Source organism: Nostoc sp. JL23 (genome assembly GCF_017115065.1).
Lineage (GTDB): Bacteria > Cyanobacteriota > Cyanobacteriia > Cyanobacteriales > Nostocaceae > Nostoc > Nostoc punctiforme_A.
The window spans coordinates 14,185-27,050 of sequence record NZ_JABXKN010000024.1; the positions used below are offsets into that span (position 1 = coordinate 14,185).

General features: G+C 39.2%; 15 protein-coding genes and 1 pseudogene. 6 read left to right on the forward strand and 10 right to left on the reverse strand.

The window, feature by feature from the left end:
• Nucleotides 1–321: 321 nt before the first annotated feature.
• The 4 genes from HWQ42_RS03575 to HWQ42_RS03590 form a co-directional block, all read right to left on the reverse strand.
• Complete coding sequence (locus HWQ42_RS03575; protein WP_094349865.1) at nt 322–1,014, reverse strand: manganese catalase family protein; 693 nt, start codon at nt 1,012–1,014, stop codon at nt 322–324.
• Between the two features lie 165 nt (nt 1,015–1,179).
• On the reverse strand, nt 1,180–1,458 hold the full coding sequence (locus HWQ42_RS03580; RefSeq protein WP_094349864.1) for a GlsB/YeaQ/YmgE family stress response membrane protein: 279 nt from the start codon (nt 1,456–1,458) through the stop codon (nt 1,180–1,182).
• A gap of 578 nt (nt 1,459–2,036) precedes the next feature.
• Nucleotides 2,037–3,419 (reverse strand): oxygen-independent coproporphyrinogen III oxidase, encoded by a 1,383-nt coding sequence (gene hemN, locus HWQ42_RS03585; RefSeq protein WP_292809386.1) that lies wholly within the window; start codon nt 3,417–3,419, stop codon nt 2,037–2,039.
• Nucleotides 3,420–3,597: 178 nt separating this feature from the next.
• Entirely contained in the window at nt 3,598–4,314 is a 717-nt protein-coding gene (locus HWQ42_RS03590; protein WP_292809388.1) for a heme oxygenase (biliverdin-producing), read from the reverse strand.
• A gap of 657 nt (nt 4,315–4,971) precedes the next feature.
• Between HWQ42_RS03590 and HWQ42_RS03595 the strand changes: the two genes are divergently transcribed.
• A complete protein-coding gene (locus HWQ42_RS03595; protein ID WP_292809462.1) occupies nt 4,972–5,391 on the forward strand; it encodes a carbohydrate-binding module family 20 domain-containing protein in 420 nt (139 codons plus the stop codon).
• A 6-nt stretch (nt 5,392–5,397) separates the two neighbouring features.
• On the opposite strand, the pseudogene HWQ42_RS03600 reads toward HWQ42_RS03595, so the two are convergent.
• Together HWQ42_RS03600 and HWQ42_RS03605 are read right to left on the reverse strand one after the other, a co-directional pair.
• A pseudogene (locus HWQ42_RS03600) lies at nt 5,398–5,523 on the reverse strand (IS701 family transposase); the annotation flags it as partial.
• A 161-nt stretch (nt 5,524–5,684) separates the two neighbouring features.
• The gene (locus tag HWQ42_RS03605; protein ID WP_292809391.1) at nt 5,685–5,840 is read right to left on the reverse strand and encodes a hypothetical protein; all 156 of its coding nucleotides are present in this window, start codon (nt 5,838–5,840) and stop codon (nt 5,685–5,687) included.
• Nucleotides 5,841–5,928: 88 nt separating this feature from the next.
• On the opposite strand from HWQ42_RS03605, the gene HWQ42_RS03610 reads away from it, so the two are divergent.
• Nucleotides 5,929–6,081 carry a hypothetical protein gene (locus HWQ42_RS03610; protein WP_292809394.1) on the forward strand — a complete coding sequence of 51 codons (153 nt, stop codon included), beginning with the start codon at nt 5,929–5,931 and terminating at the stop codon, nt 6,079–6,081.
• 322 nt (nt 6,082–6,403) lie between these two features.
• A complete protein-coding gene (locus tag HWQ42_RS03615; protein ID WP_289796246.1) occupies nt 6,404–6,637 on the forward strand; it encodes a hypothetical protein in 234 nt (77 codons plus the stop codon).
• Here the strand turns inward: HWQ42_RS03615 and HWQ42_RS03620 are convergent.
• Together HWQ42_RS03620 and recA are read right to left on the reverse strand one after the other, a co-directional pair.
• Nucleotides 6,624–6,947, reverse strand: coding sequence for a thioredoxin family protein (locus HWQ42_RS03620; RefSeq protein ID WP_094347267.1), 324 nt, complete (start codon nt 6,945–6,947; stop codon nt 6,624–6,626). The two genes, HWQ42_RS03615 and HWQ42_RS03620, sit on opposite strands and share 14 nt — an antisense overlap.
• Before the next feature lie 372 nt (nt 6,948–7,319).
• Nucleotides 7,320–8,399: a recombinase RecA gene (gene recA / locus HWQ42_RS03625; RefSeq protein ID WP_114082455.1), complete on the reverse strand. Its 1,080-nt coding sequence runs from the start codon at nt 8,397–8,399 to the stop codon at nt 7,320–7,322.
• Nucleotides 8,400–8,911: 512 nt separating this feature from the next.
• Here recA and HWQ42_RS03630 point away from each other — a divergent pair.
• Entirely contained in the window at nt 8,912–10,465 is a 1,554-nt protein-coding gene (locus HWQ42_RS03630) for an HNH endonuclease (RefSeq protein ID WP_292809396.1), read from the forward strand.
• A 75-nt stretch (nt 10,466–10,540) separates the two neighbouring features.
• Here HWQ42_RS03630 and HWQ42_RS03635 read toward each other — a convergent pair whose 3' ends face one another.
• Nucleotides 10,541–10,969: a type II toxin-antitoxin system VapC family toxin gene (locus HWQ42_RS03635; RefSeq protein ID WP_292809398.1), complete on the reverse strand. Its 429-nt coding sequence runs from the start codon at nt 10,967–10,969 to the stop codon at nt 10,541–10,543.
• Nucleotides 10,962–11,195, reverse strand: a complete 234-nt coding sequence (locus HWQ42_RS03640; RefSeq protein ID WP_292809399.1) for a hypothetical protein — start codon at nt 11,193–11,195, stop codon at nt 10,962–10,964. Before HWQ42_RS03640 ends, HWQ42_RS03635 begins: the two co-directional genes overlap by 8 nt.
• 141 nt (nt 11,196–11,336) lie before the next feature.
• On the opposite strand from HWQ42_RS03640, the gene xseA reads away from it, so the two are divergent.
• Nucleotides 11,337–12,605 (forward strand): exodeoxyribonuclease VII large subunit, encoded by a 1,269-nt coding sequence (xseA, locus tag HWQ42_RS03645; RefSeq protein ID WP_292809402.1) that lies wholly within the window; start codon nt 11,337–11,339, stop codon nt 12,603–12,605.
• Nucleotides 12,598–12,825, forward strand: a complete 228-nt coding sequence (gene xseB, locus HWQ42_RS03650; RefSeq protein ID WP_099102361.1) for an exodeoxyribonuclease VII small subunit — start codon at nt 12,598–12,600, stop codon at nt 12,823–12,825. The genes xseA and xseB overlap by 8 nt, the downstream gene beginning before the upstream one ends.
• The last annotated feature ends 41 nt before the right edge of the window (nt 12,826–12,866 follow it).

The window sequence follows — 12,866 nt, forward strand, 5'->3', positions numbered from 1 at the left end:
TCTCCTGATTTTGAGTTTTGATTTTGAGTTGAATTAATTTCTGAAGTCAGAAATGTTGGGGTAGTAATTGAAGCAGCGATCGCTCTAACTTTTTCAGTGTTGCGGAATATTTATAGCTATAGCTATTTCCAATTGAATGTAATAGCCAAATACTCAGCAAAAATTCCCGGCTTCATTAGAAAAGTCGGGAATATTTTTGCTTGCTAAATGTAGCTAAACAGCCCAAAAATTGCTAAATAAGGTGGGTAAATAACCCACTTGATGATTGGGATTTTTTCACAATTTCCCAATCATCTGTTTGCTCAAAATCAACCTATGCAATTAAGAGTGGCTTTCGAGCGGATTAGCAATATATTTGAATGTTGGCTCAGAATTCCAAGGGCCACGCTCATCCTTACCATCTCCGTTTGTAGATAGATTGTAGTAAAGAGCAACAGTTTCATCTGGCTTAATATTACCAAAGAATGGATCTGTCAACTTACCTAGTGAATCTAGAGCTTTCATAAACATCTGAGTATGAGAAATTTCTCGTGTTAACAGATGCACTAAAGTCTCTTGGGTTCCTTTGTCGGTTGCCAACTTAATCAATTCTTCGTAAGTTTGACGAGCGCCAGCTTCAGCTGCAACGTTAGCTCTTAAATCACGCACTACATCTCCGCCCTCATTTAAGTAATTTGCAGTCCAAGCATTACCTTGGCTATCTAGAAAATGAGGTCCAATTCCTCGTACTGCAAAAAGAGTACTCTTGTAAGCCTCTGTTTGATCTACATTTTTAGTATGAGCCTCAATGAGTTTACCAACCATTTCTAAATGGCTGAATTCCTCAATGGCAATGTCTTGGAGCATATCTTTAATGCCAGCATTTTCGACATGGAATGATTGAACCCAATATTGAAGTGCTGCGCTAAGTTCTCCAGTAGCTCCGCCAAACTGCTCTAGTAGCAACTGAGCAAAACGAGGGTTTGGTTCACTAACGTTAACTGCATGAATAGGCTCTTTTTTGTGGAAAAACATAGATTTACACTTCCCAAAATTTGGTGTTACACAATGAATCAATTTATCTTTTAGTTTTTTCCAGATAGAGCTAATTTGATGTTTGATAGCTTCTTAAGCTGGTGAACTAGAAGATTGAATAAAATACAGTAGTTATCTCAGGGTTAGATAACTGCCAATCAGCGGTTATACATTGCTGCTTCTTCTGATTAATCCCCACAGGTAAATAGCAACAATTGCACCAAGCACAGCCACTAAAATACCAGGAAGAGTTAAACCAGCGCCAGCCGCAGTAATTTGCAGAGTTCCTGTTCTTAACAAGGTAAATAAACTTCCACCGACGAAAGCACCAATGATACCCAAAATCATTGTGGAGAGAATTCCGCCGCCTTGATAACCAGGATAAATAGCTTTAGCAATCGCACCTGCCAAAAGTCCTAAAACTATCCAAGCAATAATACTCATAACCGCCTCAACAATCTCACTCACTTAATATCTAAGTTATCAAGTTTAATTTCAAATTCTTTCTACCAGATGGGGTAAATGCTAAATCCGAAAGTTATACAAAATAATTTATATCCAGATTGGATGAGAATTGGCATATTTTACATTTTCATATTAAACGAAATTTTTCTAGAAGTTATTATAAACATTTATTTATTATCTGCAAAATCAAGTATTAACTGACTGACTCAATCTATCATCTTTTATCTCTGCCTTAAGGCATAAAGTTTATATCTAACTTTTTGGGGATGTATTACAAATATTTATATCTAAATTTTTTGAAAATTTTCGTTATAGTTGATCATGAATTAGCTATATAAATAATTAACCAAGCTTTTTGCATATTTTTTATTTAATAAATTTACTCCAATTGTCTTCTGACTGCCTATCATGCTTTTGCTTTGCTTAATGCACCACGCAAATAAGTTCAAAAATAAAATCTGATTGCTATAGTCTTAATAATATCCCCTCAACTTTTATTCTTAAGGTAGATTGAGGGGATAATATGTGGTAAACATTTGCAGCTTGCAGAAGTGATATCAAATAGCGCGAGAGAACTTTGTCTCTTGCGTTCTTGTGTGAGTATCAAATATGACGACAATGTTTCTTACTAGTAATCTACCAATGTCGGTAATCTGAATTTGATTTTTTGATAAACTGACTAGACCATCGGCTTCTAGTGGTTTTAACGTCTCTAGTTCCTCAGAGAAATATTCATCAAAACTGATATGATATTTGTTTTCAATATCTTGCTTATGAAGTTGAAAATGAGACATAATACCCATAATCACATCCCGTCTAATAATGTCATTCTGAGTGAGCTTGATACCTTTACTAACAGGTAAACTACCTGCTGCTAGTGTCTGATAATAATCCTTTAACTCCTTGTGGTTTTGAGCATAAGCATCTTCTAACATACTGATGGATGTAGCACCAAAACCAAATAATTCTGTCTCGGCGTGGGTAGTATAGCCCTGAAAATTGCGTTTGAGAGTGCCATTACGTTGAGCGATCGTTAATTCGTCATCAGTTTTAGCAAAATGATCCATCCCAATAAAGAGATATTCGTTATTCGTCAATTCTTCAATGGTCATTTTCAGAATCTCTAACTTTTCCTCTGCTGGGGGTAGTGCCTCTTGGGGAATATTTTTTTGCGTGGGTTTGAGCCACGGTACATAAGCAAAGTTAAAGACAACAATTCGGTCAGGATCTAATTCAATCGTCTTTTTCAGCGTCTCATGAAATGTCTCGCGGGTTTGATAGGGTAAACCATAAATTAGGTCTACATTCACACTTTCAAACTTAGCTTCTTTGATCCAACTCATGGCATCAAAAAGCATTTCTTCTGGCTGGACACGATTGACAGCTACTTGAACTTGGCTATTAAAATCCTGAATGCCAAAACTAATGCGGTTAAATCCAATCTGTCTCAGAAAGAAAATGTAGTCTTTATCGATATAGCGGGGATTAATCTCAATTGAGATTTCTGCTTGGGAATCGATGTTGAAATAGCGATTGATGTTTTTCCATAAAAATTCTACTTGGTAAGGCTCCAAGTAATTAGGAGTACCACCACCCCAGTGGATTTGCAGCACTTTTCTATCAGAATCGATTAAAGCTGCGGTGTTTTTAATGTCTTGAACCAAAGACTCCACGTAAGGTTTAGCAATATTCTTGTTGTTGGAAATTACTGTATTACAGCCGCAGAAGTAGCAAGCACTTTGGCAAAAAGGGATATGGAAATACAAAGAAAGAGGGGTTTTGCGTTGGTTCGATGCTGCGATCGCGGCCTTAAAATCAGTTTCAGTGAATGTTTCGCTTAACTCTGTAGCAGGCGGGTAACTGGTATATCTAGGTGCGCGAGTGTCGTACTTTTGAATCAAATCCAGATCAAACTTGACACCAGGTAATAGAAAAACCATTGAGTTGCTTTCCAATGAATGAAGGGAGTATTTAATGGGGAGCAGGGGAGCAGGGAGGACAAGGGAGACAAGGGAGACAAGGGGAATTATTGAACAAGTTTTTCCCTTGTCTACCTTGTCTCTTCCCATGCCCCATACCCAATGCCCAATGCCCAATGACAAATGACAAATGACAAAATTAATTAGCCGCAGCTACTTCAGTGCTACCTGAATTTTGAGAACGAGTGAGGCTATTAAAGAGAACTTGGCCGAGTGCTTTAATTAAACTTCCCTCTAACTCTTGAGCCATCTTTAAATTGAACCCAAAGGCATTATTGGCTTCTGCAACAATCCGTTCTGCTGTTATATCATCAACGGGCAATGCATTTAATGCCTGACGATACTTATCCTTAAATGCCTTTTTGTCAGGAATTTGCTCAAAGTTGTAAAAGGATGTGCCTTCATAGCCAGAAAGCTTCAGGGCTGACTGAGCAACTTTTTGTAGCATTTGACCCCCAGAAAGATCGCCCATGTAGCGAGTGTAGGCATGACCTAGCAATAAGGCTGGTTCACTAGCAGAAATTTCCCGAATGCGGTTAATGTAGCTCTGGGCAGCAGGTGAGGCTGTAACTTGCTCTCTCCAATTATCCCCATAATAGAACACCATGTCTTTTTCGAGCGAGGATTGGCGATTAAGTTCCAGAAAGTAAACTGCACTAACCACAGGATGCTCTCTATGGCTCTCTAATGCGGCTTCTAGTTCGCTGTAGACGTAATACAAGTTGCTTAAGAATTTGGCGAAGCAGTCTCTATCCACGACTCCTTGCAAAAAACATTTCATGAATGCCACATTTTCCGCTGATGTGTGGGCTTGTTGAGTTCCAGAGCGAAGTTTGATGGCTAGATTGCTACTCATTGTTGCTTCCTTCATGTTCAAGCGCAAGGTTTCTCGGCAGCCACCGACTCACGATGCCTGCCACAGCCAACTAAAAAATTGTTATTCTAGGTTGAGAAAGAATTTGCATCACTCTATCCAACAAGTACAACTGCCGATGCAAATCCCAGCTATTTTTATTTATCCTAAGATTATTTAACTATTCATTCATATATAACTATTAAGATATTAATATTTATTTATGTTTTTCTGATGCTCATGTTCAGACACATCCCAGTAGAGGCGCAAGGACTTGCGCCTCTACCGCGTAGTCTATTTACCTGAAAAGCGATGCCCACGGCGGCAAGCTATGTGAACTCATTGTAAAATTCTGCCAAAAATTACCCTTGATAGTCTCCACTATTGGGTATTCATTGCAGACTTACCTAATCAAACCCGTCGATATTGAATCATTGAGACGGACAATTTACTGGACATCTGCTGACAAAGAATGTAGAGATGAGTTAGCGCAGTTAGGTGAAGCCTAGTACCGCAAGGCGGAATTAAAAATTAAAAATTAAAAATGAATACAGCATAAGCATTTCATTGATTTGGAATGGTGAGGCAGTCCGGTCTTCTTCCATAGCGCCAAGGGGGTTCCCTCCATGAGGAACTGCCGTTAGCGCAGCGTTAGCGAGCCTGCGTAGCAAATGTGTTCATCTGCGTACAAGTGGCGATCGCTATCCTTTATGGTGGACAGATATAGAAATTGATATTCAAGAGTCAGGCGATCGCCAGAAAGTTGAATACAAGTATGTGCGTCTCGATGCAAACGGTAATGCCCGATGGGAGAGCTTACTAGATACAAATCGCTGGATTCCCATTGATTCTAACAATGACGCCAACACAATTATTGTGGATGATGGCGCATTCGGTTATTTACAACCTTATCCGTTCGGATATATTGAGAACCCTGCTGTCCGAATACCCCTAGATGAAGAGTCTGAAGGGTTAAAAATCGTAGTCATTGGCAGTTCCGTTGCATTAGGTCATAAAGCTTGGTTTTTGCAAGGTTGGGTCTGGCTGTTAGCACAGGCTTTACAGCAAAAATATGGTTAATTTGAGGTCACTTGATGGTTTATCAATTACTGTATCATCTCCGCTTAATGTGCCGCCTACTAAGTTGATATAGAGCTTAATTTCATCAAATAAGTCTTTGGGTTCATACTGCTCACGCAGCAAAAATCTATTGTCAATTTTTGCTAAAGAGAAAGTTATTTGGTCGAGTCTATATTGTGTTGTTCCACGTGTCGTAAAAGATGGAAATCCTTCAGCAACAATAGTAGATTGATCAATATTTGCATCAAAATTACTTTGAGATAAATATGATTTAGCTGCTAAAAGTAAAGCCACTAAATGAGCTTCAGCGCTTCCATCTGTAGGGCTAGCAATCCAGCAGCGCTTAAAGCAGCATCAGGAATAAATAGTCCCGCACTGGCTGTAGTAGCTCCATTCGCCAGTCGTGCTGTGCCTGTTCCTAAAATTTGTACTAGAGTTGGTTTAGTCATCAATAAAAAATATTTAGGTTCTTACAATTTAAAGTAGTTCTCTTGTACTGCAAAGAGTTTTTAAAAATTTAGTGACAAAAATTAAGTTTTGTCACTTCGACTACGGGCAACGGCGATAGCCTTAAAAAGAGCGATCGCAATCTTGACAATACCAACGCTGAATCATGCCGTCCTTGCACTGATTGCAGCCGTTACGGTAAGTATGCCACTCGTGGCAACGGGAACACTGAATGCGGGTTAGGTTTTTTGTCAATTAGGTTTACTCAAAGTAGGTACGAAAATAAGTAGCATTTTAGCAGTGCGAACTTCTGCAAAGATCCTCAAAACGGGGTTATAAATGCTCTGGATGAGTAGCAAATGAGTAGAATTATAGATCAGAGCCAAAAAACCTTGATATACAAGGGGCTTCGGTTTAGCATTGAAAAACGAAGAGAAAATTGCGTAAATTGAGAATAGGAAATCAATTTTTATAACTCCTAACTCTTGTACAGACGCGATTAATCGCGTCTCTCCTAATTTCCTACTCCCCACTCAGTACTCAGCACTCAGCACTCAGAACTGTTATGAGCATTACACTTACAGGTACAGTCGAACGTCGTGATATTGGTACAGGCGCATGGGCGTTAGTTACAGAAGAGGGCGTTACTTACGAAATCCTCAGAGGGGCTGACAAAGACTTACTCAAAGCCGGACAAAAAGCAAAAGTGAAAGGACAGGTGCGTGAAGATATCATGACTACTGCCATGATTGGCCCTGCTTTAGAGGTCAAATCTTTTGAGGTAATTAGTTCTGATTAGCTGTGGAATCCAGAACCTCTTGCAGACGGCTTCTAAACTCCCCTTTGGGATGGCCTCCTTTCACTTCACCAACAATCTGAAATTCTCCCTCTGGAGAATTGCAGAGGATGTAAGTAGGCCATCCCATTTCTGATTTATCGGGATATTGAGTCAACAAAATCTTGCGATACTTGCGGTAAGCAGTCGTATCTTGCATTTTTACATCGATAAATTCTAAACCCAGTTCTTCAGCCACCTTTTTGTCATAAAAAGACATTTTGTGGCAGATGCCGCACTCTTCTGAAGAGAACTTAATTACAGCTAAACTCATGGGTTGGCTACTCTTTGATTATAAACAAAGTTTTTTAGCATAATGCCATGAAATATTACCATATAGCTGGTCATTAGTGTCAATCTAAGGCTGAAACCCCGATCTAGTATTTTTTCATTTTTCCCTAATAGTAGTCTGTCAAGTTTAAATTGATGGATTCATCAGTGACAAACCAGTGCGATATCTAAGACGGGCTACGTCTACGCCAAAATATCAAGTAGGATGCGTTTATCAGTCCAAATCTATTCACTGTCTGGATTTAGGCTTGCATTTTATATACCAAAATAGAGATTTTGAGAAAAAATAAGGTGCGTTAGCTGTCTTTGTAACGCACCATCTATTAGCAATTGCAGATTAATAAATCCACATTTTTTATTCTTCTGGCTCTAAATCGACTTCTTCCTCTTCATCTTCTTCACTGGCTTTAGCTACAGAGTTAGCAGAAACAACAGCACCTTTATCTAACTTTTCACGCACCAGTTTCTTAATCTCTTCAGCAAATTCAGGCTTTTCTTCTAGATACTTAATAGCGTTGTCTCGCCCTTGGGAGATATTATCGCCATTGTAACTATACCAAGCCCCCTTGCGGACAATAATGGAAGTTTCTTCTGCCAAGTCTACAATACAACCCAAGGTAGAAATCCCTTTACCAAAAATAATGTCAAATTCCGCTATTCTGAAGGGCGGCGCTACTTTATTTTTGGCGACTTTGACTTTAACGCGATTACCAAATTCATCTGTACCTTTCTTCAAGGTTTGAATTCGACGAATATCCAAGCGCACCGAAGCGTAAAATTTCAATGCATTACCTCCAGTCGTGGTTTCTGGGCTACCGTAGGTAACACCGATTTTTTGCCGCAACTGGTTAATGAAAATTACTGTACAACCAGATTTACCAATGTTGCCCGTAATTTTACGCAGGGCTTGGCTCATCAACCGCGCTTGCAAACCAACGTGAATATCACCCATATCGCCTTCAATTTCAGCACGGGGAACCAGTGCTGCTACTGAGTCAATGACTACAATATCAACCGCAGCAGAGCGTACAAGCTGATCGACAATTTCCAAAGCTGATTCGCCAGTGTCAGGTTGGGAAATTAGCAAATTGTCAATATCTACACCCAATGCCGCAGCATAAGTAGGGTCTAGGGCGTGTTCAGCATCAACGAAGGCAGCAATACCGCCATTTCTTTGCACTTCGGCGAGCGCATGTAGCGCTACTGTAGTTTTACCAGAACTTTCTGGCCCATAAATTTCAATTACCCGCCCTTTGGGTAAACCACCACCCAATGCTAAATCTAGGGTAAGCGCTCCACTAGAAATTGTTTCCACCCGCATCCGGGTAGCGTCGCCCAGGCGCATGATTGCTCCTTTACCAAAGCTGCGCTCAATCTGGTTTAGCACCATAGTTAGTGCTTTTTGCTTGCCAGAAGTATCGGTGTTGATAGCCATTCTTGTCTCTAATGCCTCTTAATATATGGTTTTAAGGAGTGTTGGTGTCGGAGTTTGAGTAGAACAGATATACTATTTTAACCAGAAAATTCTGGAATAGAACTTCTCAAATCAAAAAAGGGGTGTGACAAGATCGTAACTCGATCGCTACCAGATTAGGGTAGTTTTGCACAATGATACCAACTTGCATTCAGAGATAGCTTTTTTTGGCTGGGTAAGCAAGGGTTTTCAAAGAAAAAATAAGTTACCTAAACAACACTGTCAGTAGAACTGTACTAGTGAGCATTTGCGGAGGTTGCTCAATTCGGAGCGATCGCCATTCCAATAAGCATATCATCTACAGCGACTTCATTACTTCATTGGGTCGGGATTGATGTAGAAGGCTTTTAGGGTAGTAGTAAAGGGATTTTCAATGCTTTAGGTAACTTTTAGCTTTGAGAAGCTATGATGCTCAGTCGTACTTGCTGCCTATGAGCTTGACGTATAATTGTACCAATACAGGAGAAAACATCATGGCTAAAGTTAATCTAGATGCTCTGATTCCAAGAGAGGATTTTGATGTAGAAGAAAATATTAATCTGGGCAAGAAAAAAGAAACAATTTCTATTGAAGACCTTAAGATAGACTCATTCTTCTTTTCAAACATCAGAAAACCTGATTTTCAAAGAGAAACTAACGAATGGGATAAAAATAGAATTTGTGAATTTATCAAAAGTTTTCTTGAGGGCGATTTAATACCAGCAATTATTTTATGGCGAAGTACAGGTGGCTACTTGTTTGTAATTGATGGTAGCCATAGATTAAGTGCTTTATCTGCTTGGGTAAATGATGATTATGGTGATGGGAAAATTTCAAAACTTTTTTATGATGGGGTAATTTCTGATGAACAACTAGAAATTGCTCAAGAAACGCGAAAATTAGTAAACAAAACAGTCGGTTCGTATGATGATTTTAAGTTGGCTTCCACATACCCTGATAAAGTTAAACCCGAAGTTGTCAAATATGCTAAAAATCTAGCAGCCTTGGCAATTCAACTTCAATGGGTTGAAGGTGATGCAACTAAAGCAGAAAGTTCATTCTTCAAAATTAATCAACAAGCTGCACCAATTGATAAAACTGAGCTAAAACTCCTTGAATCTAGGAGAAAGCCTAACAGTATTGCAGCGCGTGCAATTATTAGAAGCGGCAAAGGGCACAAATATTGGTCATCTTTTTCAAATGAAACACAATATCAAATACAAGAAATAGCCAAAGAGATTAATGAAATACTTTTTGCGCCTAAGTTAAAGACTCCTATAAAAACTCTGGACATACCAGTTGGAGGAAAACTTTATTCATCGCAAACATTACCACTAATTTTAGATTTTGTGAATGTTGTTAACAATCTAGATTTTAATAATAAGGGAATTAATGATGACTTAACTGGTGAAGCAACAATACAGATTTTAAAGAAAACCAGAAAGATTGTGTATAGATTAAATAGCAATCATTCCTCATCTTTGGGGTTACATCCAGTTATATATTTTTACTCAAAAGAGGGACGACATAGAACAGTATCCTTACTTGCTGTAGTTGATTTTGTAATGGAACTTGATAAAAGACAAAAAATAAATGACTTCATTAAAGTACGAGAACAGTTTGAGGAATGCCTCATAAAATATGATTATTTGATTCAGCAAATTTATTTAAAATATAGGTCTGTTCAAAAAAGCTACAAAGATGTATCAAAATTATTTCAGAAACTTGTAACTAATTTACAAACTGAAAAAACGATTCATAATATTCTAAATGATATTATATCTAGTAATGATTTTCAGTACTTGACTATTCGTACAATAAATCAAGAAACTCATTCATCTACACAAGACTTTAATACAAATAAAAAAAGTGAGATTTATATAAAAGATGCATTACAAAATGCACAAAAATGTAAAATTTGTCAGGGTCTTATCCATAGAAACTCAATTTCGATTGATCATATCCAGCGTAAAGAAGATGGCGGATTGGCAAGTGTAGATAACGGACAGATAACTCATCCATACTGTAATACAGGATATAAAAATTAAATGACAAAATACATCTGCATTAGAGCATTCAGCTAATGGCAAAACTTGATGGCACTTCATGCATTACCATTGTTACTATAAACGCCAGTTATCTAGTTTTAGTGAATAATTTAAATCCTGAATCCTTTGATAATGAGATAAATTACCCGTAACTAAAGTTATATTATGACTGATGGCAATTGCAGCAATCATACAATCGGGATAACCAATTCTTTTTCCGGTTGTCTCTAAATCAGCGTAGATTTTCCCTGCTAATACTGCTTCTGTCAAGTCAAAGGATAATATTTCCTGTGAAGCCAGTATAGTTAAAAATTGCTGAAGACGTTTTTCTTGCTTACGTTTTTGCCAGCCTTCTACAATTTCCATGACTGTAATTGCAGAAATGGTATATTTATCAAACTGATTTAAGTAACTATTGGCTTTGACAATAATACGAGGATTTACTCGTTTAATAATTTCTGAAAGAATATCCGTATCAAATAGGGACTTTTCTACTTCATTCATCTGTTCCAGTATATCCTCTTTTTTCCATCGCCTCAGCAACAATTTCATCAACAATTTCTGGAACATCAGCATATAATCCCATTAAGGGATCGTTTTTCTTCTGAACTTCTGCTAAACGTTCAATTACGTGACTAATCAATTCTGATAGAGTTGATTGATTGACTATTGCCAGAGTTTTTGCTCGTTCAAAGGTGAGTCTGTCTAGTTCAAGTTCTATTTTTTCCATTATAGTTTTAAACTCTATTTAGTGATTAATTTAAGTCTAATAGATTTTTTGGATATTTTCAGTTTGATTATTCAACAAAATAGCTATCAATTAACGTTATTTGCTAAGATTTAATTAGGCTTTTGCTTTCAGGTATCTTTGATGACTTTCGACCTTCCCGACTCTCTGATACTCGATACAGCGCTTTCAGTTTCTGGATTAACTGACTATATCCGCTTGCTGTTAGAGCAAGATGAACAATTGCGGCAAGTTTGGGTAACTGGCGAAGTTTCCAGTGCTAACAACCATCGCAGTGGTTTATTTTTTACACTGCAAGATCCCGATCGCACCGCCGGAATTAAGTGTGTAGTATGGAATAGCCAATTGCCAAAACTCGCCCAAATGCCTGTTCCTGGTGAGCAAATAATTATTTTGGGTAGTATTCGCCTATATCCACAACGGGGAGAGTATCAGTTATCAGTTTGGCAGACTTTACCTGCTGGTGTTGGTTTACAGGCATTACGCTATCAACAACTCAAAAACCGCTTGCTGGCTGAGGGATTGTTCGACGCGCAAAGAAAGCGATCGCTCCCCACCCACCCTCAAACGATCGCTGTCGTCACTTCACCAACGGCTGCTGCTTGGGGTGATATTCAAAAAACCCTGAAGCAAAGGTATCCAGGTTTACACGTTTTATTTTCTCCGGCGACCGTACAAGGTGAGCAAGCACCTGAATCTATCGTCAAAGCAATTGAGCGGGTGGAAAGAGATGGACGCGCCGAAGTGCTAATTTTATCGCGGGGTGGTGGCGCGGTGGAAGAGTTGGCTTGCTTTAATGATGAACGAGTGGTGCGATCGCTGGCTAGTTGTTCGATTCCTGTAATTACTGGGATCGGCCATCAACGAGATGAATCTTTAGCAGATTTAGTTGCAGATGTATGTGTGCATACACCGACTGCGGCGGCGGAAATGGTTGTGCCATCACTTTCAGAGTTGTATACTGAACATCGGCAGCGAGTTGTGGCTTTACATGAGGCGGTGCATGACTTTAGAGAAAATGCCGAGAATAAACTGCAAGCATTACGGAATCGTTTGCGACGTTTGCGGTTAGATCGGCAAGTGCAGCAGGAAGTGGAAAAGCTTGCTTGGAAGCGTCAGCATTTGGTGCAAATTACGACGGGGCGATCGCAGCAAGCAACGCAGCATTTAGAATTATTGCGGCAAAAGTTGGCAACTCTTGACCCGAAAGCGGTGTTGCAGCGTGGTTATGCGGTGGTGAGAAGGGAAGATGGGGCGATCGCTCGTTCGGCGGTGGAGTTGGCTGTGGGGGAAGAGTTAATGATTCAGTTGGGACAGGGTGGAGTTAGAGTGAAGGTTATGGAAGTGAACGAACCGCAGAGGCGCAGAGGACGCAGAGAGTTGAATGGTTAAACGTAAGGGTGCTTCTAGTTCTGAGGAAGGTTGGAATTATGAGGCGAAGGTTGCTGAGATAGAGGGAATTATTACTCGCATTGAGGCGGGTGAGTTGGAATTGGAAGCTGTGTTTGACCAATTTGCCACTGCTGTGGAGTATTTGCGTCAGTGCGAAGGTTTTTTGCAGCAGCGACAGCAACAGGTAGATTTGTTGATTGAAACATTAAGCCAAGAGTAGATACCGGAGACTCTAGTTTGAGTTTAGGCTAGTAGTGTGAA